The organism is Dyella thailandensis, from assembly GCF_050749815.1.
Classification (GTDB): Bacteria; Pseudomonadota; Gammaproteobacteria; order Xanthomonadales; family Rhodanobacteraceae; genus Dyella_A.
In genome coordinates this window covers 3,685,680-3,708,838 of record NZ_CP192735.1, presented here as the reverse complement: position 1 = coordinate 3,708,838, position 23,159 = coordinate 3,685,680, and the positions used below count along the sequence as shown (strand labels likewise).

General features: G+C 67.7%; 21 protein-coding genes. 11 read left to right on the top strand and 10 right to left on the bottom strand.

Annotated features, from left to right (window positions below):
- Positions 1-25: 25 nt before the first annotated feature.
- Positions 26-628, bottom strand: coding sequence for an LON peptidase substrate-binding domain-containing protein (locus ACQVBX_RS16865; RefSeq protein WP_431635570.1), 603 nt, complete (start codon positions 626-628; stop codon positions 26-28).
- 112 nt (positions 629-740) lie between these two features.
- Here ACQVBX_RS16865 and ACQVBX_RS16860 point away from each other — a divergent pair, with 112 nt between their 5' ends.
- Entirely contained in the window at positions 741-1,670 is a 930-nt protein-coding gene (locus ACQVBX_RS16860; protein ID WP_431635568.1) for an ABC transporter ATP-binding protein, read from the top strand.
- Positions 1,667-3,079 carry a hypothetical protein gene (locus ACQVBX_RS16855; RefSeq protein WP_431635567.1) on the top strand — a complete coding sequence of 471 codons (1,413 nt, stop codon included), beginning with the start codon at positions 1,667-1,669 and terminating at the stop codon, positions 3,077-3,079. The genes ACQVBX_RS16860 and ACQVBX_RS16855 overlap by 4 nt, the downstream gene beginning before the upstream one ends.
- A 12-nt stretch (positions 3,080-3,091) precedes the next feature.
- On the opposite strand, the gene mpl is transcribed toward ACQVBX_RS16855, so the two are convergent.
- Entirely contained in the window at positions 3,092-4,450 is a 1,359-nt protein-coding gene (gene mpl, locus ACQVBX_RS16850; protein ID WP_431635566.1) for a UDP-N-acetylmuramate:L-alanyl-gamma-D-glutamyl-meso-diaminopimelate ligase, read from the bottom strand.
- 115 nt (positions 4,451-4,565) lie between these two features.
- Positions 4,566-5,150, bottom strand: coding sequence for an adenylate kinase (locus ACQVBX_RS16845; protein ID WP_431635565.1), 585 nt, complete (start codon positions 5,148-5,150; stop codon positions 4,566-4,568).
- Positions 5,151-5,335: 185 nt separating this feature from the next.
- Between ACQVBX_RS16845 and ACQVBX_RS16840 the strand changes: the two genes are divergently transcribed.
- The 6 genes from ACQVBX_RS16840 to ppa all read left to right on the top strand — a co-directional run bounded on the left by ACQVBX_RS16840 (position 5,336) and on the right by ppa (position 13,262).
- The gene (locus tag ACQVBX_RS16840) at positions 5,336-6,607 is read left to right on the top strand and encodes a 6-phosphofructokinase (RefSeq protein ID WP_431635564.1); all 1,272 of its coding nucleotides are present in this window, start codon (positions 5,336-5,338) and stop codon (positions 6,605-6,607) included.
- Between the two features lie 134 nt (positions 6,608-6,741).
- Positions 6,742-7,140, top strand: a complete 399-nt coding sequence (locus ACQVBX_RS16835) for an RcnB family protein (RefSeq protein ID WP_431635563.1) — start codon at positions 6,742-6,744, stop codon at positions 7,138-7,140.
- A 215-nt stretch (positions 7,141-7,355) separates the two neighbouring features.
- A complete protein-coding gene (locus tag ACQVBX_RS16830) occupies positions 7,356-9,410 on the top strand; it encodes a sodium-translocating pyrophosphatase (RefSeq protein WP_431635562.1) in 2,055 nt (684 codons plus the stop codon).
- Between the two features lie 200 nt (positions 9,411-9,610).
- Complete coding sequence (locus ACQVBX_RS16825; RefSeq protein WP_431635561.1) at positions 9,611-11,728, top strand: prolyl oligopeptidase family serine peptidase; 2,118 nt, start codon at positions 9,611-9,613, stop codon at positions 11,726-11,728.
- An 86-nt stretch (positions 11,729-11,814) separates the two neighbouring features.
- The gene (locus tag ACQVBX_RS16820; protein ID WP_431635560.1) at positions 11,815-12,648 is read left to right on the top strand and encodes a 2OG-Fe(II) oxygenase; all 834 of its coding nucleotides are present in this window, start codon (positions 11,815-11,817) and stop codon (positions 12,646-12,648) included.
- Positions 12,649-12,725: 77 nt separating this feature from the next.
- The gene (gene ppa, locus ACQVBX_RS16815) at positions 12,726-13,262 is read left to right on the top strand and encodes an inorganic diphosphatase (RefSeq protein WP_431635559.1); all 537 of its coding nucleotides are present in this window, start codon (positions 12,726-12,728) and stop codon (positions 13,260-13,262) included.
- Between the two features lie 83 nt (positions 13,263-13,345).
- Here the strand turns inward: ppa and ACQVBX_RS16810 are convergent, their stop codons facing one another.
- From ACQVBX_RS16810 to ACQVBX_RS16800, 3 genes are all read right to left on the bottom strand, one after another.
- The gene (locus ACQVBX_RS16810; RefSeq protein WP_431635557.1) at positions 13,346-13,714 is read right to left on the bottom strand and encodes a GFA family protein; all 369 of its coding nucleotides are present in this window, start codon (positions 13,712-13,714) and stop codon (positions 13,346-13,348) included.
- A 62-nt stretch (positions 13,715-13,776) separates the two neighbouring features.
- The gene (locus ACQVBX_RS16805; RefSeq protein WP_431635556.1) at positions 13,777-14,361 is read right to left on the bottom strand and encodes a ferritin-like domain-containing protein; all 585 of its coding nucleotides are present in this window, start codon (positions 14,359-14,361) and stop codon (positions 13,777-13,779) included.
- A gap of 161 nt (positions 14,362-14,522) precedes the next feature.
- Positions 14,523-15,173: a TetR/AcrR family transcriptional regulator gene (locus ACQVBX_RS16800; RefSeq protein WP_431635555.1), complete on the bottom strand. Its 651-nt coding sequence runs from the start codon at positions 15,171-15,173 to the stop codon at positions 14,523-14,525.
- Between the two features lie 339 nt (positions 15,174-15,512).
- Here ACQVBX_RS16800 and ACQVBX_RS16795 point away from each other — a divergent pair, with 339 nt between their 5' ends.
- Positions 15,513-16,172 (top strand): protein-L-isoaspartate O-methyltransferase family protein, encoded by a 660-nt coding sequence (locus tag ACQVBX_RS16795; RefSeq protein WP_431635553.1) that lies wholly within the window; start codon positions 15,513-15,515, stop codon positions 16,170-16,172.
- A gap of 31 nt (positions 16,173-16,203) precedes the next feature.
- Positions 16,204-17,553, top strand: coding sequence for a TolC family outer membrane protein (locus tag ACQVBX_RS16790; protein WP_431635551.1), 1,350 nt, complete (start codon positions 16,204-16,206; stop codon positions 17,551-17,553).
- 61 nt (positions 17,554-17,614) lie between these two features.
- On the opposite strand, the gene waaA is transcribed toward ACQVBX_RS16790, so the two are convergent.
- A complete protein-coding gene (gene waaA, locus ACQVBX_RS16785) occupies positions 17,615-18,880 on the bottom strand; it encodes a lipid IV(A) 3-deoxy-D-manno-octulosonic acid transferase (protein WP_431635549.1) in 1,266 nt (421 codons plus the stop codon).
- 91 nt (positions 18,881-18,971) lie between these two features.
- Here waaA and lpxL point away from each other — a divergent pair, with 91 nt between their 5' ends.
- On the top strand, positions 18,972-19,895 hold the full coding sequence (lpxL, locus tag ACQVBX_RS16780; RefSeq protein WP_431635548.1) for an LpxL/LpxP family Kdo(2)-lipid IV(A) lauroyl/palmitoleoyl acyltransferase: 924 nt from the start codon (positions 18,972-18,974) through the stop codon (positions 19,893-19,895).
- Here the strand turns inward: lpxL and ACQVBX_RS16775 are convergent.
- The 3 genes from ACQVBX_RS16775 to ACQVBX_RS16765 form a co-directional block, all read right to left on the bottom strand.
- Positions 19,892-20,653: a glycosyltransferase family 2 protein gene (locus tag ACQVBX_RS16775; protein ID WP_431635547.1), complete on the bottom strand. Its 762-nt coding sequence runs from the start codon at positions 20,651-20,653 to the stop codon at positions 19,892-19,894. The genes lpxL and ACQVBX_RS16775 overlap by 4 nt on opposite strands.
- Entirely contained in the window at positions 20,650-21,912 is a 1,263-nt protein-coding gene (locus ACQVBX_RS16770) for an O-antigen ligase family protein (protein ID WP_431635545.1), read from the bottom strand. Before ACQVBX_RS16770 ends, ACQVBX_RS16775 begins: the two co-directional genes overlap by 4 nt.
- A gap of 76 nt (positions 21,913-21,988) precedes the next feature.
- The gene (locus ACQVBX_RS16765; protein ID WP_431638220.1) at positions 21,989-23,152 is read right to left on the bottom strand and encodes a glycosyltransferase; all 1,164 of its coding nucleotides are present in this window, start codon (positions 23,150-23,152) and stop codon (positions 21,989-21,991) included.
- Positions 23,153-23,159: the final 7 nt, after the last annotated feature.

The window sequence follows — 23,159 nt, the reverse complement described above, 5'->3', positions numbered from 1 at the left end:
AGCGCCGGGCCCGGCGGACGCCCGATCAGGGACGCTGGAAACGCGGGAGGATGTCGCGCAACTCGGCCAGTCGCTGTACCGGGTCGTCCAGTTCCAGCAGGCGCTGGCGCTCGCTGTTGGTCAGCGGAAGCAGCTCGGCCATGCGGAAGCCCAGCCAGCTCGCATCGTCGTAGGCACTGCGCGGGGCATCGCGCCAATGCGGCCCGAGTGTTTCCACCAGGCGTTCCAGGATGGTCTGCAGCAGGCCGAACTCGGGCGGCACCTCCAGCGGCGGCTCGTCCGGCCACAGCTGCACCTCGCCACGCAGCAGGCCATCGGCACGCACACGGGTGCGCTCCACGCGGAAGCGGGCGCCGCCGCGGGCCACGATGCCGAGCAGGCCCTCCTCGGTGGTGTGAAAGTCGGTGATCGTGGCCACCGTGCCCACCGCGGCCGGCAGCGCCGGGTCGCCAACCTCGAAGCCGTCCAGGATCAGGCACACGCCGAAGCCGGTACCCTGGCGCGTACAGTCACGCACCATGTCCAGATAGCGCGGTTCGAAGATGCGCAGGGACAGCGGCGCACCCGGGTAGAGCACGGTCGCGAGGGGAAACAGCGGCAGTTCGACGAGGGGGAGCTGGCCGGCCATGACCCGGAGTGTAGCGATCGCTCCACGGCAATTCAGCCGCGCCACGACCGCGACTGGACGCCAGCGGCACCCTGCCGCACATTGCACGCCTTCATTGATGACGGAGTCAGGGATGTCCGCGTTCGAACTCACGCCTGCCGCTGCGCTGCCACCCTTGCCCGAGGGGGATGCCGACGCCGTGCTGCGGGTTACCCAGTTGAGCAAGTCGTTTGCCAAGCGCGAGGTGCTGCGCGCACTGGACTGGAGCGTGCCGGCCGGTCGCGTGGTCGGCCTGCTCGGCCGCAACGGCGCTGGCAAGACCACCCTGCTGCGCTGTCTGCTCGGCCTGTCGCCGATCGACGGTGGCGAGGTCAGCCTGTTCGGCGCACCGATGACCGAGCCGGGCGGCGAGCGCATGCACCGGGTGGGGTTCGTGCCGCAGACCTTCGACCTGTTTCCGTGGATGAAGGTGCGCGCCTATCTCGACTTCACCGCCGCCTTCTATGCGCGCTGGAACGCCCCACTGACCGACCGCCTGCTCGGCGAATGGCAGCTGGATCCGAAGCAGAAGATCGGCCAGCTCTCGCAGGGCCAGCGGCAGAAGCTGGCGATCGTGCGTGCGATTGCGCCGGAGCCCGACCTGCTGGTGCTGGACGAACCGGTCGCCAGCCTCGATCCGCAGGCGCGCCGCGCGTTCATGGCCGAGCTGCTGGAGCTGATGCGCGCGCCGGGCAAGACGGTGATCTTCTCCACCCACATCACCGCCGACCTGGAGCGCGCCGATGCCGACATCGCCCTGCTGCGCGATGGGCGCATCCAGTTCACCCGGCCGCTGGCCGAGCTGCGTACCCACTTGCGCCGCGTGGTGCTCACTCGTGCCGCGGGCTGGCCACACGCGCCGGTCGTCGCCGGCCTGCTCAAGGCCACGGTGAAGGGCGAGCGCGCCGAGCTGCTGGTGGAAGACCCCACGCTGGACAGCCTCGATGCGCTGGCCGCGCGCGAGCAGGCCACGCTGCAGATCGAGACGCCCACGCTAGAAGACCTGTTCGTGGAGCTGGCATGAAGGCGGTCTGGCAGCTCTCGCTGCAGCTGTGGCGCCGCATGCCGGTGCTGGTGGTGCTGGCCGGCGGACTGTGGCTCTACGGCATGGGCATGCTGGTGTGGTCGGTGCGCGGCGATCAGGCGCTGGCCGGCATCGGCATGAGCCTGGTGCTTTTCGGCGGCTGGTTCTGGCACGTTGGCCAGGGGCAGTTGCTGCGCGGGCTGTGCCGGCCGGAGAGCTTCCTGCTGCCCGGGTTCCGTCGCCGGTTGGCCGAGCTGGCGATCGTCGACGTGGCGCTGTGGGTGCTGCTGCCGGCCCTGCTCGCGGCGGTGTGCGGCATGCCGTATGTCTGGCTGGCCACGACCGGGCTGCTGCTGGCGGCCGCGCTCGGACTGGCCAGCGGCACCGGGCGACGCGCTGGCGTACTGATCTGGCTGGTGGTGATCGCCGCCGGCTGGATGCCGCAACTGGCGGCGAAGATCGCACAGGCTGCCCTGCACTCGCCGCTGACGCCCGTGGCGCTGCTGCTGGCGGCCATGCTGATCCTCAAGCTGGTGCTGCGACCACTGCTGCGCATCGACGACAGCGAACCGGACGTGTCGCCGCTGGAAAGCACCGGGCTGAACCGGCTGCAGTCGCCGTCGATGGAAGGCACGCCTCCGCGCGGCGCCATCGGCAAGCGCGTCAATGCGTGGTTTGACGGCATGGCGCAGCGGGCCATGGAACACGCGCTGGCCGGCTACCGCCGCCGCCCCGGTGCACGCCAGCGCCTGGCACTGATCCGCAGCCTGCTGCTGCCCCACGACAACCCGCCGGCGATTGCGCTGCGCCTGGTCCTGGTGGCGGCGATGGTGACGCTGTACTTCGTGGTCATCCAGCACCGGCCGCACTACAACGCGGCGGTGATTGGCGCGTACGCGGTGCTGCTGTCGCTGAGCCGGTTTCCGCAGCTGGGCCGCGGCATGCTGCGCATGCGGCCGAACCTGGCCGATCTCTATCTGACGTTGGCGCCCGCCTCGCGCAGCGATTACCAGAAGACCCTGGTCGACGCGCTGCTGTTGCTGGTGCCGGTGACCGCGCTCAGCGCGCTGGCCTACACCGCGCTGGGCATCGTGCTGGTGCATGCCACCGAACCGGGCCGCATGCTGCTGACCGCCGTGATCGTCGCCGTGGCCGGCAGCCTGGTAGCGCTGGCGGTGCACCTGATCGGGCCGGAAGGCAGCCTTGGCCGCGGGCTGGTCAATATCGTGGTGGTGCTCGGCGCGATGGCCACGTACTGGGGCGGTTACGTGCTGCTGGGCGCCCTCGGGCTGAGCATCGGCGGTGCCGTGCTGGCGCTGCTGACGATCAGCTTCGGCTTTGGCGTGTGGTTTGCCGCACAGCGCGAATACCAGCGCCGCCCGCCCTGCTTCGACGCGCCGCTGGCCTGAGCCAACGTTGGATCAACCAGCGCGCAGCGCCTCGGCGAAACGCCGCGGCGCGGCCTCGAAGCCGCCGTTGGACATGAACACCACGTGGTCGCCCGGCTGCGCCTGCGCTCGCAGCGCATCGATCAGCGCGTCGACGGTCGGCACCGTATGCCCGCGTCCGGCCAGCGCGCCGGTGACCTTCTGCGCATCCCACGACAGCTCGGGCCGGTGCAGGAACACCACTGCATCGGCCGCCGCCAGCGACGGCGCCAGACCTTCGGCATGGGCGCCCAGACGCATGGAATTGGAGCGCGGCTCCAGCGCCACCAGGATGCGCGCGTCACCGACCTTGGCGCGCAGCCCGGCCAGCGTGGTGGCGATCGCCGTGGGGTGATGGGCGAAATCGTCGTAGACGGTGATGCCGTCGACTTCGGCCACCTGCTCCATGCGCCGAGCGGCGCTGCGGAAATCCGCGAACGCCTGCAGCAACGCCACCGGATCGGCACCCGCGGCCGCGGCCGCAGCCAGTGCAGCCAGCGCGTTCATCACGTTGTGGTTGCCCAGCAGCGGCCAATGAATCTCGCCCAGCCGCTGGCCGCGATGGCTCACCGCGAAATGCGTACCGTCCACCGCGATCAACTCCGCCTGCCAGTCGCCCTGGCCAATGCCAAAGGTCTCCACCGGCGTCCAGCAGCCCATGGCCAGCACCTCGGCGAGATACGCATCGTGCGCGTTGACGATCAGCCGCCCATTGCCCGGCACGGTGCGCACCAGATGATGGAACTGGCGCTGGATCGCCGCCACGTCCGGGAAGATGTCCGCGTGGTCGTACTCCAGGTTGTTGAGGATGGCGATGCGCGGGCGGTAGTGCACGAACTTCGAGCGCTTGTCGAAGAACGCCGTGTCGTACTCGTCTGCCTCGATCACGAACGGCTTGCCCTCACCCAGCCGTGCCGAGACGCCGAAGTTGCCCGGCACGCCGCCGACCAGGAAGCCGGGCGCCATCCCCGCGCTTTCGAGCAGGTGCGCCAGCAGGCTGGTGGTGGTGGTCTTGCCGTGGGTGCCGGCCACCGCCAGCACCTCGCGCCCGGGCAGCAGCGTCTCGCCCAGCCACTGCGGGCCGGAGATGTAGCGCAGCTGCGCGTCGAGCATGTGCTCCACGGCGGGATTGCCGCGCGTCATCGCGTTGCCCACCACCACCCGGTCCGGCGCCGGCTGCAGGTGCGCAGCGGCGTAGCCTTCCATCAGGCGGATGCCAAGCGCCTCGAGCTGCGTGCTCATCGGCGGGTAGACGCTGGCATCGCTGCCTTCCACGGTGTGGCCGAGCTCGCGCGCAAGCGCCGCCACGCCGCCCATGAAAGTGCCGCAGATGCCGAGGATGTGCAGACGCATGAGTTGCCCTTCGCTGATGTGCCGTCGAATAGGCGGAGAGTATCGCCCGCCGCAAACGACAACGGCAGCGCACAGGCGCTGCCGTCGGGAAACGATCAGACGTTTTGGAAGACGATCAGCCGCTGGCGACCGCCGAATCACCGGTGAGCGCCCGCTTCACGCGGGCAGTCACCTCATCGAGATCGCCCACGCCGTCGACCACCTGCAGCTTGCCGCGACGCGCGTAGAAATCGGCCACCGGCGCGGTCTGCTCCGCATAGATGCCGAGGCGGCGGCGCACCGTATCGGGGTTGTCGTCGGCGCGGCCTTCGGCGGCGAAGCGCAGCTCGCAGCGTTCGATGATGGCCGCGTTGGGCACCTCAAGCTTGACCACCGCGTCCAGCGGCTGGCCGATCTTCGCCAGCAGTTCGTCCAGCGCGGAGGCCTGGGCGAGGTTGCGCGGGTAGCCGTCGAGGATGAAACCGTTGCGGGCATCGTCCTGCGCCAGGCGCTCCTCCAGCATGCCCAGCAGGATATCGTCGGACACCAGGTGCCCGGCATCCATCACGGCCTTGGCCTTCATGCCCAGCGGCGTGCCGGCGGCCACGGCGGCGCGCAGCATGTCGCCGGTGGAGATATGGGGGACGCCAAGCTCGGTCTTGAGCCGGGTGGCCTGGGTGCCCTTGCCCGAACCGGGCGCGCCGAGTAGCACGAGTCGCATAATGCTCCACACCATCCGCGTCGGACCGCACCCTGCGGCACTTCGCTGGATTCATCAAAATGACGATCAAAGTAGCGTCTGCATGGGGGGCCGTCAAACGAAACGGCCCGCATGCATGCGCCAAGTCACTGTCTCCCCTGCCAAAGTCAGATTGACGCGGCGCCCCCACGTTCCAGGAGAAACGCATGACCCGAGCATCCCGCACGATCGAAGGCCGCCTGCTGTATGCGCAGTCCGGCGGCGTCACCTCGGTGATCAACGCCACCGCGGCCGGCGTGATCGAGGCTGCCCGCGCCCGCGGGGTGAGCGTCTACGCGGCGCGCAACGGCATTCTCGGCGCCCTGCGTGAAGATCTGATCGACACCGCCAAGGAAACCCGCGCGGCCATCACCGCCCTACGCCACACCCCCGGCGGCGCCTTCGGCAGCTGCCGCTACAAGCTGAAATCGCTGGAGGCGAACCGCGCCGAATACGAGCGATTGATCGACGTGTTCCGCGCCCACGACATCCGCTGGTTCCTCTACAACGGCGGCAACGATTCGGCCGACACCGCGCTGAAGGTGTCCCAGCTGGGTAAGGCGATGGGCTACGACATCCGCTGCATCGGCGTGCCCAAGACGGTGGATAACGATCTGGCGGTCACCGACTGCTGCCCCGGTTTTGGCTCCGTGGCCAAGTACACCGCAATCTCCACGCTGGAGGCGAGCCTGGACGTGGCCTCGATGGCCGAGACCTCGACCAAGGTGTTCATCCTCGAAGTGATGGGCCGCCACGCCGGCTGGATCGCCGCCGCCGCCGGCCTCGCCGGCAAGACACCCGACGAGGCGCCGCACATCATTCTGTTCCCCGAGAACGTGTTTGATGAGGCCGCGTTTCTGGCCAAGGTGAAAGCGACGGTGGAGCGCGTGGGCTGGTGCACGGTGGTGGCGTCCGAAGGCGTACGCAACGCGCAGGGCCAGTTCCTCGCCGAGGCCGGCACGCGCGATGCCTTCGGCCACACCCAGCTCGGTGGCGTGGCGCCGATGCTGGCGCAGCTGGTGAAGGACAAGCTGGGCTACAAGTACCACTGGGCGCTGCCCGATTACCTGCAGCGCTCGGCCCGTCACGCCGCCTCGAAAGTGGACGCCGAACAGGCCTATGCCGTGGGCAAGGCGGCCGTCGACTACGCGCTGGCCGGCATGAATGCGGTGATGCCGGTGATCGTGCGCACGTCAGACGCGCCGTATCGCTGGAAGGTGGAACCCGCGCCACTGGCGAAGATCGCCAACAAGGAAAAGAAAATGCCGAAAGGCTTCATCCGGCGCGACGGCTTCGGCATTACCGAGGCCGCGCGGCGCTACCTCTCGCCGCTGATCGCCGGCGAGGCCCCGCTGCCCTGGCGACGTGACGGACTTCCCGCTTACGGCCAGTTGAAGCTCTCCGCCGTGGCCAAGCGGCTGCCGGCGCGGCCAGAATGAACGAGGCGCTCAGCTTCATGAGCGACCTCTGAAAGGAAATTGCCGCGACAGGCTTTCGATTCAGGGAAGCCATCCTAGGCTGCGCTCGCAACACGCAAAGGGCCGCTCGGCCGATCGTCCAAAAGGAGGACGCCATGAAACTGATCACCACTGCGCTGATTACCGCCGCCCTGCTGACCGGCAGCGGCGTCGCCATGGCCCAGCACCACGATCGCGGCGACCATGACCGGCACGGCTGGCACGACGACCATGGGCGAGGACACGACCGTGACCATGACCGTGACCGCCACGAGTACGGCCGCTACGACCATGACCACGACCGCTGGCGCGGCCACGAGGGCCATTGGGTGCCGCCGGGTCACCGCTGGGAGCGCGGCCATCGCTACTACGGGCCGGTGTACGTGGTGCGCGACTACCGCACCTATCGCCTGCGCCCGCCGCCGCGCGGCTATCACTGGGTGCGCGGTGATGACGGCCAGTACCTGCTGGTGGCCATCGCCACCGGCATCATCCTGGACATCGCCCTGCACTGATCACGGGCAACCACGATCCGAAAGCGAGGCGGCGCCGCAAGGCGCCGCCTTTTTTTGTCCCCGGCATCGGCGCACCGGGCAGCGCGCTGCGACGCACAACGGTTCGTGCTGCAGCCTCTGCCTATACTCGGCGGGACCGCCCGTTCAGGACGGCCATCTCGGGCGCGTTCCCGAACCGCCCGGCACCACGGTGACAACTCAATGGGGAGGTTCCGATGCTGCAGCAGTATGGCGTGTGGATCGTATTGGCATGTGCGGTGATAGCGATCCTGTATGGCGGTTTTTCGGCGCGCTGGATCCTGGCGCGATCGGCGGGCAATGAGCGGATGCAGGAGATTGCCTCGGCGATCCAGGAAGGCGCGCGCGCCTATCTCAACCGCCAATACACCACGATCGGCGTGGTGGGCGTCGTGCTGTTCGTGATCGTGGGCTTTGCGCTTGACTGGGGCACCGCCATTGGTTTCGCGCTCGGCGCTGTGCTCTCCGGCGCCACGGGCTATATCGGCATGAACGTGTCGGTGCAGGCCAACGTGCGCACCGCCGAAGCGGCCCGCAGCGGGCTGGCCGCGGCCATGAACGTGGCGTTCCGCGGCGGCGCCATCACCGGCATGCTGGTGGTGGGGCTGGGCCTGATCGGCGTGGCCGGCTACTACCTGGCCCTGCAGCACTTCGGTTACACCGGCGAGCGCGCCCTGCATGCGCTGGTCGGCCTGGCGTTCGGCTCCTCGCTGATCTCGATCTTCGCCCGCCTGGGCGGCGGCATCTTCACCAAGGGCGCTGACGTGGGCGCCGACCTGGTCGGCAAGGTGGAAGCCGGCATTCCCGAGGACGACCCGCGCAATCCGGCGGTGATCGCCGACAACGTGGGCGACAACGTGGGCGACTGCGCCGGCATGGCGGCCGATCTGTTCGAGACCTATGCGGTCACGCTGATCGCCACGATGCTCTTGGGCGGGCTGATGACCGCCGAAGTCGGCGTCAACGCGGTGCTCTACCCGCTGGTGCTCGGCGGCGTGTCGATCGTCGCCTCGATCATCGGCACGTTCTTCGTGAAGGTGAAGCCCGGCGGCTCGATTATGGGCGCGCTGTACAAGGGCGTGATCGTGTCGGCGGTGCTGGCGGCCATTGCGTTCTACCCCATCACCACCCAGCTGATGGGCGACAGTGCCCACGGCGCGATGAACCTTTACGGCTGTGCGCTGATCGGCCTGGTGCTCACCGGCGCCATCGTATGGATCACCGAGTACTACACCGGCACGCAGTACAAGCCGGTGCAGCACGTGGCGCAGGCCTCCACTACCGGCCACGGCACCAACATCATCGCCGGGCTTGGCGTGTCGATGAAGTCCACCGCCATGCCGGTGGTCGCGGTGTGCTTCGCGATCTGGGGCGCCTTCGCGCTGGGCGGGCTGTACGGCATCGCCATCGCCGCCACCGCGATGCTGTCGATGGCCGGCATGATCGTGGCGCTGGACGCCTATGGCCCGATCACCGACAACGCCGGCGGCATCGCCGAGATGGCCGACCTGCCACCGGAAGTGCGCGGTGTCACCGACCCGCTGGATGCCGTGGGCAACACCACCAAGGCGGTGACCAAGGGCTACGCGATCGGCTCGGCCGCGCTGGCCGCGCTGGTGCTGTTCGCCGACTACACGCACAACCTCAATGTCGCCGGCGAGGCGAAGGCCGCTGCGGCCGGCACCACCTATACGGCGATGCAATTCGACCTGTCCGACCACATGGTGATCATCGGCCTGCTGATCGGCGGCCTGATTCCCTACCTGTTTGGCGCCATGGCCATGGAAGCGGTCGGCCGTGCCGCCGGCGCGGTGGTGGAGGAAGTGCGCCGCCAGTTCCGCGAGATCGCCGGCATCATGCAGGGCACGGCCAAGCCCGACTACTCGCGCGCGGTGGACATGCTGACCAAGTCGGCGATCAAGGAAATGATCGTGCCCTCGCTGCTGCCAGTCGCGGTGCCGGTGGTGGTCGGCCTGCTGCTGGGACCGAAGGCGCTGGGCGGCGTGCTGATTGGCACCATCGTCACCGGCCTGTTCGTGGCCATCTCGATGACCACCGGCGGCGGCGCCTGGGACAACGCCAAGAAGTACATCGAAGACGGCCATCACGGCGGCAAGGGCTCGGAAGCACACAAGGCCGCCGTCACCGGTGACACCGTCGGCGATCCCTACAAGGACACCGCCGGCCCCGCGGTAAACCCGCTGATCAAGATCATCAACATCGTCGCGCTACTGCTGATTCCGCTGCTCTGAGCAGACGCAGGCTTGGGGCTCGAGCGACTCGAGCCCCAAGCTGATCGGGGAACACAACATTCTTGCGGGCTGCAGCTGCCTCTCACAGCTAGCCGGCCCGTTTGATTTTCACCGTGCCGGAGGTCATGTGGCCACACCGAATCGGGCGGCCCAGACTGATTCTTTGCGCTGCTTGCAGCGCGCATTGCAAGGGATGACACATGTCGAGCAACACCTTCGGCTGGCTGGCGCTTGCGCTCGGCGTCACACTGGCGGGCATGACACATGCGCAGACACCCGGATCGGCTCCGGGAGACACCTCGCCGAAGGACGACTTCCTCTGGCTGGAGGACATCCATGGCGCCAAGCCGATGGCATGGGTGAAGCAGCAGAACGCCCTCACCGCTGCCCGGTTCGCCACCGGCGAGTCTTTCACGCAGGATCGCGAGCGGATCCTGGAGGTACTCGACTCCGATGAGCACATTCCCTATGTAAACCGCATGGGGAAGTACCTGTACAACTTCTGGCGCGACAAGATGCACCCGCGCGGTGTGTGGCGACGCACCACGCTGGAGGAATATCGCAAGGCGTCACCGACATGGGACGTGCTGCTCGACGTCGACGCGCTGAATCAGGCCGAGGGCAAGCGCTGGGTGTTCAAGGGGGCGCAGTGCCTCAAGCCCGCCTATGAGCGTTGCCTGCTCTCGCTGTCGCCCGACGGGGGCGACGCCGTGACGGTGCGCGAGTTCGACCTGGTGCACAAGCGCTTCGTCCAGGGTGGCTTCGAATTGCCTGTCGCCAAGACCGAGGTGGACTGGATCAACCAGGACACGATCTACGTGGGCACCGACTTCGGCCCCGGCTCGATGACCGACTCGAGCTATCCACGCATCGCCAAGGCGTGGAAGCGCGGCACACCGCTGGCCTCCGCCACGCTGGTGCACGAGGGCAAGCGGACCGACCTGGCGGTGAGCGCCTATCACGACAACACGCCGGGCTTCGAGCGCGACTTCGTCTCGGTGGCGAAGGATTTTTTCCACAGCGAGCTGTACCAGCGCCGCGACGGCAAGCTGCTGAAGATCGACGTGCCCGACGATGCCACCGCGGTAGCGCATCGCGAATGGCTGCTGGTGGAAACCCGCTCGCCCTGGAGCATCGGCGGCAACACCTATCCGTCGGGCGCACTGCTGGCCATCGGTTTCGACGACTTCATGGCGGGCAAGCGCGATTTCACCGTGCTGTTCCGGCCCGACGCGCACACCTCGCTGGCGTCGTACAGCTGGACGCGCCACCACCTGATTCTCGACGTACTGCACGACGTGAGCAGCCGGCTCGAAGTGCTGACGCCCCGCCCGGGCCCATGGCAGCGCGAACCGATGGCTGGGGCGCCCAAGCTGAGCACGGTGAGCGTGGTGGATACCGATCCGGACACCAGCGACGAATACTGGCTCGGGGTTACCGGCTTCCTTACCCCGTCCTCACTGCAGTACGGCGTGCTGGATTCGGCCCCTGCGCAGACGATCAAGCGCGAGCCGGCCTTCTTCGACGCCTCGAATTTCACCGTGAGCCAGCACTTCGTCACCTCGAAGGACGGCACGCGCGTGCCGTATTTCCAGATTGCGCCCAAGGCACTGAAGCTCGATGGTTCCAACCGGACCCTGCTCTACGGTTACGGCGGCTTCGAGGTCTCGCTGCAGCCGACGTACAGCGGCAGCATCGGCCGCGCGTGGCTGGAGCGCGGTGGCGTCTACGTGATCGCCAACATCCGCGGCGGCGGCGAATACGGCCCGGCATGGCACCAGGCGGCGCTGAAAGCCAAGCGCCTGCGCGCCTACGAGGACTTCGCCGCCGTGGCACAGGACCTGATCCATCGCGGAGTGACCTCTCCGAAGCATTTGGGCGCGGAAGGCGGCAGCAACGGCGGTCTGCTGATGGGCAACATGCTCACGCTGTACCCGCAGCTGTTCGGCGCAATCGCCTGTGAAGTACCGCTGCTGGACATGAAGCGCTACAGCCACCTGTCTGCCGGCGCGTCGTGGATGGCCGAGTACGGCAATCCGGACACCGCCGACTGGGACTTCATCCGCACGTTCTCGCCGTACCAGAACGTGCGCAAGAACGGCCATTACCCACCGGTGCTGTTCTACACCACCACCAGCGACGACCGCGTCGGCCCCGTGCAGGCGCGCAAGATGGCCGCAAAGATGCAGGCGATGGGTCTGCCGAACGTATGGTTCTACGAGAACCTCGAAGGTGGCCATGGTGCCGGCGCGGACAACAAGCAGGCGGCCTACATGCACGCACTGGCCTACGGATTCCTTTGGGATCAACTGAAGTAATGCCTGACTCGTGCGTGCCGGCTCGACGCGACCGGCACGCACGACGCCGCTATCATCGCCGGGCGTTCCGAACCCACCCGAGTGCGATGAAACGAACCACCAGCATCCGCCCCGAACTGCGCGAATGGATCCTCACCACCACGCGCGCGGGCCACAGCACCGAGGAGGTGCTGCGGCTGATGAAGGAAACCGGCTACGACCCGCGCGAGAGCCGAAGCATCGTCGCCAGCGTGCTGAAGCTGCCGCTGGCGGCACTGACCGGCAAGGCCACGTCCACGGCGCTGAGGCCTCGGCACCCGGACGCGCCGTTTGCCGATGCGGCCGGACGGCGGGTGCGCGTCAGCGCTTCGCTCGATAGCCCCACGGTGCGCGTCCTGGACGGCCTGCTCGACGCCGATGAATGCGACCAGCTGATCGAACAGGCGCGCCCGCGCTTGGCCCGTGCGCTGACTGTGGATACCGACGGCCGCAAGCAGGTGGACGACCGTCGCACCAGTGCCGGCATGTTCTTCCGCCTCGGCGAGTCGCCGCTGATCGAACGCATCGAGAGCCGTCTTGCGGCGCTGCTTGGCGTTCCGGTCAGCCACGGTGAGGGGCTGCAGGTGCTGCACTACGCGCCAGGGCAGGAATACGAGCCGCACTACGACTGGTTCGACCCCAGTCAGCCGGGTTTCGACGCGGTGACCGCGCATGGCGGCCAGCGCGTGGCGAGCATCGTGATGTACCTCAACACACCCGAGGCGGGCGGCGGCACCGGCTTTCCGCACGCCGGACTCACGGTGACCGCGCTGAAAGGCTCGGCGGTGTATTTCGCCTACGAGACGGGCGATACCCGCTCCCTGCATGCCGGCCTGCCGGTGGCGAGCGGCGAGAAGTGGATCGCCACCAAGTGGCTGCGCGAGCGGCCGTTCCTGCGCTGAAGAGCGATCTGCTGCGTCGCAGCAGCTCTTGCCGTATCCTTGTCGACCCTCTTTATCCCTCGCGCAAGGTCACACCCATGGGTCTGGATCTGGTCAGCGCCGGCCGCAACGTGCCGGACGAAATCAACGTCATCATCGAAATTCCGAAGGACGCCGAGCCGGTCAAGTACGAAGTCGACAAGGCCTCGGGCGCGATCTTCGTCGACCGTATCCTTTCCACGCCGATGCGCTATCCGTGCAACTACGGCTACGTGCCGGGCACGCTGGGCGACGACGGCGATCCGCTGGACGCGCTGGTGATCCTGCCGCTGCCGCTGATCCCGGGCTCGGTGATCCGCTGTAAGCCAGTCGGCATGCTGCGCATGACCGACGAGGCCGGTGGTGACGAGAAGCTGGTGGTAGTGCCGGTCGAGAAGATCTTCGCTGGTTATGCCCACATCCAGGACATCGATGGCGTGTCGGGTCACTGGCTGGAGCGCATCGGCCACTTCTTCGAGCACTACAAGGATCTGGAAAAGGGCAAATGGGTCAAACTCGACGGCTGGACCAACGCCGCCGACGCCAAGGCCGAGATCCTGCGCGGCATCGAGCGTTACACCCAGGACAAGAGCTGATCGGCTTTTCGCAGCGGTTCAACAACAAGAGCGCGCCGAGGGCGCGCTCTTGTTTTTCGGCTTCCGGTTGACGTGCGCGGGGTCTACTGCGCCATCGGCCACGACGCCGGCTCGGTACGGTAGGTGGCGTGTATGTGCGAGCGCACGCCGATCGCGGCGCTTTCGTCCAAGGTGGATACCTCCAGGCTGACCATGCCGTCCTGCCGTACCGTGCACAGCGCGCTGCCGCAATTGGCACAGAAACCGTGACGCACCTGGCTGGCCGCGCCATAGAACACCGCGTCGCCCTCCCGCCAGTGCACCGCCGCCGCCGGCAAATCCACCCCCACCACCACGGGTTCACCCAGCGCCAAGCGGCACAGGCTGCAACCGCAGTAGCGGCGGCGGCCGTGATCGACCTCTGCCTGATAGCGCACGTCGCCACACGCGCATTGCCCCTGCAACATCGTCATGCCATCCCCCTCCTCGATAATCGCCGCGCCAACGCTCAGCGTGAGCCTGGCGCGGCACCCACTCAATGCTCTTTGCCTGATGCCTGCGACGGCCGCGCCGGCTCGCCCTTCCTGCCCAGCTCTTCGAGCAGGGTGGCCATGTCCTCGGCATGCTCCTCCTCCATCGCGAGGATCTCTTCCATCATGCGCCGGCTGGTGGGGTCGTCGTTGCCGAGGTAGCGCACGATGTCCCGGTAGCTGTCGATCGCGATGCGCTCGGCCACCAGGTTTTCCTTGATCATGTCGACCAGATCGTCGCCTTCCACGTAGTCGGCGTGGGCGCGCGTGAGCAGACCGGCGGGATTGAAATCGGGCGCCCCGTCGAGCTGGGTGATCCGCTCGGCGATGCGGTCGGCGTGGCCCTGTTCTTCGTTGGCGTGCTCGAGAAACTCGGCCGCCACGCTCTTGGCGTGGATGCCCGACGCCATGTAGTAGTGCCGCTTGTAGCGCAGCACGCAGACGATTTCGGTGGCGAGCGCTTCGTTGAGCAGCTTGATGACGGTCTCACGGTCCGCGCTGTAGCCGTCTGTGATCGCGCCGCGATCGATATGTTCGCGCGCCCGCTGGCGAATCGTCTGGATATCCGTGATGAAAGGCTTGCTCGCCATGCTGCGGCTCCTTGTGAGGATTGAACCGGGCTGTCGCGTGGGCGACAGCTGATTTCACTCATCGTATGGAGCGCACGCGAAGTGCGAGTGAATGGCTTGCAAGGAATTCGCAAGCTGCGCCAAGGCGCGGGCGGGCAGTCTTCCGCCGCTGGAGTCTGCGCTCAGCGCGGAACGTAGGCCCGCAGGAAGGTCGCCACACCGGCGCGAGCGGTGGCTTCGATCTCGGCGGCATACGCATGCGGGCAATCGTCGCAGCCGAACATGCGGCGCATCATCAGGTCGCCCTTGATCAAGGCGAGGAACTGGACGGCGGCGCGGGGCACGTCGTCGATATCGAGCATGCCGGCGTCAACCGCCCGGCTGAGCAGGCGTTCCATCAGTCCGTGCGTGCGCACCGAACCCTCTTCCCACAACAGCCGACCGTAACGGGGATTGCCTTGCCGGCAGTCGCTGAGAATGGCGCGGAAGGTACCGACCGTTTCCTTGTCGCAATCGAGCCGGGCGTGGGCCAGCGCGACGTTGAGCAAGGTCTGGCCGATCTCGGCATCCGGGTCCAGGTCATAGGTGTTCTCCGGCAGGAGATCCTGCAGGCGCGCGCGCACCACTTCGCGAAAGAGGTTGTCCTTGTCTCCGAAGTGACTGTAGACCGTGAGCTTCGACACCCCGGCTTCGGCCGCGACCGCGTCCATGCTGGTGCCCGCGAACGCATTGCGCACGAACAGACCCTTGGCGGCCTCGAGGATGGCGGCACGCTTCTCCATATCCTTTGGACGGCCCGGGCCTTGGCACTTCATGGGCGAGACGGAACTCATCGGAACACCTTCACAGAAAACCACATCACCTTTATTATACGGGCCGGTTTAATTATTTCCAAGGCGCGGAAAATCTGCGGTACAGGCACGGCCCGCCGATTGGGCGCACCTGACAGTGTATCGGCATGCCCGGCATGCGTTGCAGCTGGGACGAATCGGCTCGCGAAAGCGCAGTATTGTCCGCGGACAGCGCGCTGGGCATGACTTCCGTCAACCGCGCGCGGTGACTTCCGGCACTTCGGACCCGGCGCCACCAGCCGGCAGGCTAGCGATTGTCGGAAGTGGCCTAAGCGCTTATCCTTTTTGACCTTTTTCGATCCGTACGGGACGTGGCTGAACATGGCGATGAACTTCGAGCAGGCGCGGCAAAACATGGTGGAAAACCAGGTTCGCCCTTGGGAGGTGCTTGATGCGCGCGTGCTCGAGGTGCTCGGACGCGTGCGTCGCGAGGATTTCGTTGCACCCGAGCATCGTCAGCTGGCATTTGCGGATGTCTGCCTGCCGCTGGGTCATGGGGAAGTGATGATGAAGCCCGTGCTCGAGGGCCGCGTGCTGCAGGCCCTGGAGCTGGCGTCCACCGAACGCGTGCTGGAGATCGGCACTGGCTCGGGCTTCCTCACCGCGTGCCTCGCCGGGCTGGCTGGCGAAGTGGTGAGCGTGGACATCCACGCCGACTTCACCGCCGCAGCTGCTACCCGATTGGTGGCCGCGGCAGTCGACAACGTTGAACTGGCCACCGGCGATGCCGTGCTCACCTGGCAGCCGCAAGGCCAGTTCGACGCAGTGGTGCTGACCGGTGCCGTCGCGCACTTGCCCGAACGCATGCTGGGCTGGCTCAAGCCCGGCGGCCGTCTGCTGGTGATCCGAGGCGCGTCGCCTGCGCAGCAAGTGGCGCTGCTTACCCAGGAAGGCGCCGGCCGCTACCGCGATGAAGTGCTGCTGGAAACCGACCTCCCCTATCTGGTGCATGCCGAGCCGACGCGCCAGTTCGTGTTTTGAACATCCCTTAAGTCACCCCACGAGGCACCCCATGCGTTTGAAGCTTCTGTCCCTGGCCCTGGCCCTGTCGGCAATCTCCCTGCCCAGCCATGGCGAGGATTTGCTGGATGCATATCGAGAAGCGCGCGCCAACGATCCGGTGCTCTCGCAGGCCGACGCCCAGCGTCTGTCGATCGGGGAAAACGTGAACCAGGTGCGCGCGCTGCTGCTCCCCCAGGTGTCGGCCGGCCTGTCGCTGAGCCAGACCACCAGCAGCGGCAGCAGCGTCACCCGTGATCCCAACACCGGGCAGGTGGTGCAGACCACCGCCGATCCGGGCCATTCGCGCACCCGCGACATCTCCGGCAACCTCAGCCAGACCGTGCTCGACCTGAGCAAGATCGCCAACCTGAAAGCTGCCCACTCGCAGGCTAGCGCGCAGGACGCGCTGTATCAGGCGGCGCTGCAGGACCTGTTCGTGCGCGTCTCCACGGCCTATTTCAACGTGCTCACCAGCCAGGACAACCTCGCCTTCGCCAAGGCCAACGAGGAAGCCTACAAGCAGCAGTACGAGCAGTCGGACCAGCGCTTCAAGGTAGGTCTGTCGGCGATCACCGACGTCTACCAGGCCAAGTCGTTCTACGAGTCGGCCAAGGCGCAGACGATCGCCGCGCGCAACACGCTGGACGATGCCCGCGAGGCACTGGCCCAGATCACCGGCAAACCGACCGGCGACCTGAAGAAGCTGCGCGACGACCTGCCGATGAGCCCGCCGGTGCCGAACGACCAGAAGGCGTGGGTGGACCAGGCGCTGCAGAACAATCCGAACATCCTCTCGGAGAAGTTCAGCGTCGACGCGGCCGAGCACAGCATTTCGGCGGCGCGCGCCGGCCATCTGCCGACGATCAACGCCAACGTGAGCTACGGCAAGAGCGCCACTTGGTACCAGAACTCGAACCTGCACTTCCGTCAGCCGAGTTCCACCACGATCGGCCTGACGCTGTCGGTGCCGATCTTCGAAGGCGGCGCCACGCAGTCGCGCGTGCGCCAGTCGATCTACCAGCGCGACGCGGCGCAGGACACGCTCGAGGCCCAGCGTCGCCAGGTCACCCGCGACACGCTCAACTACTACCGCTCGGTGATCGCCGGCATCAGCCAGGTCGAAGCTGCGAAGTCTGCGGTGGAGGCTGGTCAGAAGGCGCTCGATGCCACCCGCGCGGGTTTTGGCGTGGGCACCAAGACCATCCTCGACGTGCTGACCGCAATTCAGACGCTGACTTCGTCGGAGAGCCAGTACTCGCAGGCACGGCACCAGTTCATCCTGGACAAGCTGCTGCTGAAGCAGGCCACCGGCACGGCCGACCTGAAGGACGTCGAGGCGATCAACTCCCTGCTCGAGTGACCGGCGCGTCAGGTCGTCGACAAGAAGAAAGCCGGGCCGCGAGGTCCGGCTTTTTTTGTGACTACTCGCCCAGCGCGTGGTCGATCAGGGTCATCACCCGGCCGACCGCTCCCTGCTCGCTGTCGAACACCGCGTGGGCACGCTCGCCCATCTGGCCCAGCGCTGCGCGGTCGCGCAGCAGGTGCAGCACCGCTGCCCCCAGAAGCTCCCCATTGGCCACCCGCATCGCGCCACCTTGGCTGACCATGGTCTGCGTGATGTCGTCGAAATTGAAGGTGTGCGGCCCCACCAGCACCGGCCGCGAGAGTGCCGCCGGCTCCAGCACGTTATGCCCGCCGATCGGCACCAGACTGCCACCGACGAAGGCCAGATCGGACGCAGCGAAGAAGGGCATCAGCTCGCCCATCGCATCGATCACGAACACCTGATGCCCCGGCGCGGCGATGCCATCGCCACTGCGGGTGCCCACCGAAAAGCCGAGGTTGCGCACCAGGTGCTCGACCATCCGAAAGCGATCGGGATGCCGCGGCGCCAGCAGCAGCAGGGCATCGGGCAGGCGCTGCAGCACCTCCAGGTGGGCTTCTAGCACGGCCAGTTCCTCGCCCTCGTGGGTGCTCGCCGCCATCCACACCGGTCGCAGTGGCCCCCACTGGGCACGCAGCGCTTCGCCCTTGCTGCGGGCGTGGTCGGGCACCGGCATGTCGAACTTGAGATTGCCGCTGACCACGATGCGCTCGGTCGGCGCGCCGAGCATGCGATAGCGCGCGGCGTCCGTACGCGACTGCGCCGAAACCAGACTCACGCAGCGCAGCGCCGCCCGCACCAGGCCGCGGGCGGGACGATATCCACGCAGCGAACGCTCCGACAGCCGCGCGTTGACGATCATCAACGGAATGCCGCGGCGATGACAGGCGAAATACAGGTTGGGCCAGATCTCCGTCTCCACGATGATCGCCAGCCGCGGACGCACGCGCTGCAGAAAGCGGCGCACCGCGAAGGGCAGGTCGTACGGCAGGTAGACATGGAACACGCTGTCGCCGAACAGCTGGCGCACGCGCTCGGAGCCGGTGGGCGTCACCGTGGTCACCACCAACGGCGCCTGCGGATAAGCCTGCTTGAGAGCCTTGATCAACGGCACGGCCGCGTTCACCTCGCCGACCGACACCGCATGCACCCACAGCGAACCGCTGAGACCCGGCGCCGGGAACACCCCGAAGCGCTCGGGCCAGCGCTGGTGATAGCTGCCGTGACGCATGCCACGGGTCAGCAGACGCAGCACGATCACCGGCGTCGCCAGGTACATCAGCAAGGTGTAGAGAAGGCGCAACGGGCGGACCCCTGATGAGGGCGGCCAGTATAAACGGCCCATGCCGTACGGCCTTGGCGGCCCCTCTCGCTACAATGGCGCGATGCCCGGCATGCCACGCCCCTCCTTCGACCGCTCCCTGCTCACTCCGCGCCATTGGCCCGCATGGATCGGGCTGGGTGCGATCTGGCTGATCGCGCGTCTGCCCTATCCGATGCTGATGCGCCTGGGCCGCTGGCTCGGCGCTCTGGCCATGCGTGTCGATTCGGCGCGACGCCCGGTGGCCGAGGCGAACATCGCGCTGTGCTTTCCCGAACTGAATCGAGCGCAGCAGGCTGCACTGGTGGACGCGCACCTGCGCGACATCGGCCTGATGCTGGTGGAGTTCGCGCTGGGCTGGATGGGCCGCGACGAGTCGATCGCCCGCCTGCCGCTGACGGTGGAAGGGCTGGAACATCTCGAGCGCGCCCGCGCGGCAGGCAAGGGTGTGCTGCTGGTGGGCGGCCACTTCTCGCACCTGGAGCTGTGCGCGCGACTGGTCTCGCAACGCATCCGTATCGCAGGCATGTACCGGCGCATGGACTCGGCGGTGTTCGAGTGGGCGGTGCTGCGCGCCCGGCTGCATTACGCCGACGCGATGTTCGAGAAGGACGACATCCGCGGTACGGTGAAGTACCTGCGCGGTGGCGGCACGCTCTGGTACGCGCCTGACCAGGACATGCGCAGCAAGGACAGCGTGTTCGTGCCGTTCTTCGGCGTGCCGGCCGCCACCATCACCGCCACCCACCACTTGGCGCGCATGGGCAACGCGGTGGTGATCCCGTTCTTCCACCGCCGCCTGCCGGACAACACCGGCTACGCGCTGCGCCTCGGCGCGCCGCTAGAAAACGTGCCCAGCGACGATGTGCTCGAGGACACCGCCCGCGTGAATGCCTGCATCGAGCAGATGGCGCGCGAAGCGCCCGAGCAGTACCTGTGGGTGCACAAGCGCTTCAAGACCCGCCCAGACGGCATGCCGCCGGTGTATTCGCGCTAGCGCCGACGGCGCGCTTGCTCCCGCGCCTCGTGCAGCTTGGCGTACTTCAGGAAGGCGTAGAACGCGTGGATGCGCGCGGCAATGAAACCAGCCCAGCCCGCACGCCAGTGTCCACGCACCAGGTAATAGCGCAGGAACGCGACGGTGGGATAGAGCACCATGCGCCAGCCCAGTCCGCGCACGCCGCGTCCAGCCAGATCCGTCACCTGCATCGTGGAGTAGTGGTTGGCCTTACGAGCGCGCCCGGCGATGTCCGGCTCCCCGTAGTGGTCGAGCGTCACGTCCAGGACGCCGACTAGCCCGTCGACCTGCACCGACTCGTGCACGCTATGGCCGCTCATGCGCGCGCACCGGCGATCGAACAGGCGTACGTAGTGGTTCCGCCGCGTACCTTCCGCCTGCCAGCGCCAGAACACCCACTCGCGCCGCCACAGCTGGTAGCCGGCATGGGAGGGGGACGCAAGCGTGGCGCGAATCGCCGGCTCGGCATCGGCGGGCACCGACTCGTCCGAATCCAGCAGCAGGACCCAGTCATGGCTGGCCAGGTCGATCACCGCCTGCTTCTGCGCGCTGTAGCCGGCGAACGGCTGGCTGTGCACGCGTGCACCATGCTCACGGGCGATGGCGAGCGTGGCGTCGGTCGAGCCCGAATCGAGCAGAACGATCTCGTCGGCCCAGGCTACGGATCTAAGGCACCGGTCAAGCGTGACGGCACTGTTGAATGCGGTGATGACGACCGACAACGGCTCCCGCTTCACGCGTCCTCCTCATCGGGCAGCGCGCCCAGGGCTGCGCACCACAGGCCGAGCAGCCAGGCGAACAGCAGGCCCCACCACGCCGAATAGAACGCCAGGTGGGTGTTGAGCGGAAACAGCATCACGCCCAGCGCCACCGTCACCGGGAACGCCCGCGCCCGCGCGGCCTCACCGACGCGGCGCCAGTAACGCAACGCCACCACCAGCGACGCCAGCCACATCGCCAGCCCGACCGCGCCGGTCTCGGTCAGCACCTCCAGCACGATCTGGTGCGCGTGGCAGGCGCCCTCGCCCACGCCGCAGGATTCGCCCACCACGAAATGGTCGTTGGCCGGCGCGTACTGCGGATACGCATAACGGAAGCCGCGCACACCCACGCCGTTGATGGGATGCGCCGCAGCCATGCGCAGGCTGGCGTGCCAGATGTCGAGCCGGCCGCTGAGCGCCACGTTCACGCCCTGCTCGCTGCCGCCGAACGCGGCGACGGTGCGCTCCATGCGCGCATGGAAGCGCGGCGAGGTCTGCCACGCGATCGCGCCGGCCAGCGCCACCACGGCCGCGGCCCCCACGCCGAACAGCGCGAAGCGGCGGAATGAGCCCGCCTCGCGCCAGGCAAACGCCAGCACCACGAGGCCGTAGCAGAGCCACGCCGCGCGCGCCCCGGCAAGCAGCACGGGACCGAGCAGCAGCAATGCGACCAGCCGCATCGCCCGCGCGCCCCAGCGCTCGCGCGCCGCCCACAGCGCGAACGGCGACAGCACCGCCAACGACGGTCCGAGCTTGAGGTTGTCGGCACCGAAGATGCCGGAGATGCGCTCGGCCTCGGCGTGGCCGCCCAGGCTCCAGCCGGTGAGCGCCTGCACCCAGGCATCCAGCGCCCACAGCGCGATCACCGCCGCCACCGCCAGATACATCATCCGCACGCGCGCCACCCGACGCAGCGCGAAGCAGGCATACAGGCCCAGCGGCGCGAAGCGCAGCAGCCCGGCCACCGTACTCCAGCTCTTGCTGGGCGCCACCGCATCGACCGCGGAGATCAGCGCCGCGCCGACGTAGCCAGCCAGGATCAGCAGCAGGCACCGCGCGCCCTCGTGCTGCTGCAACGCGTGTGGAAAGCGCAGGAACAGCATCACCGTGCCGAACAGGCACAGCGCGGTGCCCAGCTCGGCGCTGCGACCGAACGGCAGCAGCGCAATCACCAGCCAGTACGGCAACAAGGGCGACCGCAGGGTAGCGCGGAGGGAGGCGGAAAAGGAGGACATGCACGGGCCAGCGCGAAGGTGACCGGCATTGTAGGCGAGCCGCTGGCCCGTGGCTGGCCAGGGCGCGCCGGGTCAATCAGTCGACCGGCTGCGCCACCAGCTCGTCGTACAGCGCCAGCGTGGCCTGCTGCATGTCCGCCAGGCGGTAGCTCTGCAGCATCGGAATCGGCGGCGCCACGCGCAGCAGCTCGGCGGCACGCTCCACCAGCTTTTCGCGATCGCCCAGCGGCACGCGGCCGGCCGGATACAGCTCGGCCAGCAACTCGCCCACGCCACCATGGGCGTAACCGAGCACCGGGCGGCACAGCGACAGCGCCTCGACCACGGTACGGCCGAACGCTTCGGGCTTGTTCGACAGCTGCAGGATCAGCGCGGACACCGCGTAGATGTCGCGCACGTCGTCGCGGGCTGGCGCCAGCACCACCTGCGATTCCAAGCCGCGCTGGCGGATCAGCTCGCGCAGCTCCTGGGCATAGGCTTCGCGACCGGGCTCGAGCACGCCCAGCAGCAGCAGGCGCGTGCCGACGCCGCGATCGCGCAGATCAGCGACCAGTTCGATGGCGTCATGGTGCCCCTTCAATCGCGTGCCGCGCGCCGGCAGCGTGAGCAGCGGCGCTCCGACCAGTTGCGGAAACTGGGCGAAGAACGCTTTCTGCCAGGCGTCGTCGGGGCGGTGGCCGTAGGGAAACGCCTCCGGATCGATGCCCCGCGGGATCACCCGCACCCGCGAAGGCTCCAGCCAGCGATAGTGGCTGAGCACATACGCGCGCACCGTCTGCGATACCGCGATCACCCGCTCGCCGCGCAGCATCACGGCGCTGTAGCGGCCGGGCGAATTGAGCCCATGCACGGTGGTGACGAAATGCGGCTTGCGCGTGAGCCCGCGGATAGCCCAGCGGCCCATCCACGCCGGCATGCGCGAGCGCGCGTGCACGATGTCCGGGTCGATCGCCTTCAGCGCCCGGCGCAGCGCGCCGATGCGGCCGAGCGTACCGATCGCCTTGCGGCCGATGTCCAACGTGACGTGCTCGCTGCCCTCGGCCTGCAGGCGCTCGGCCAGGCGGCCGCCGGCGGAGATCACCACCGATCGGTGGCCGGCCGCCACCAGGGCACGACCGATCTCCAGCGCCGATCGCTCGGCGCCGCCCGAATGCATCGCCGGAATCAGCTGAACGACGGTCAGCGACCGGACGGCGCGGGTGACGGCAGCGGACATGGTCTCTGGCATGAAGGCCTTCATCCCTGGA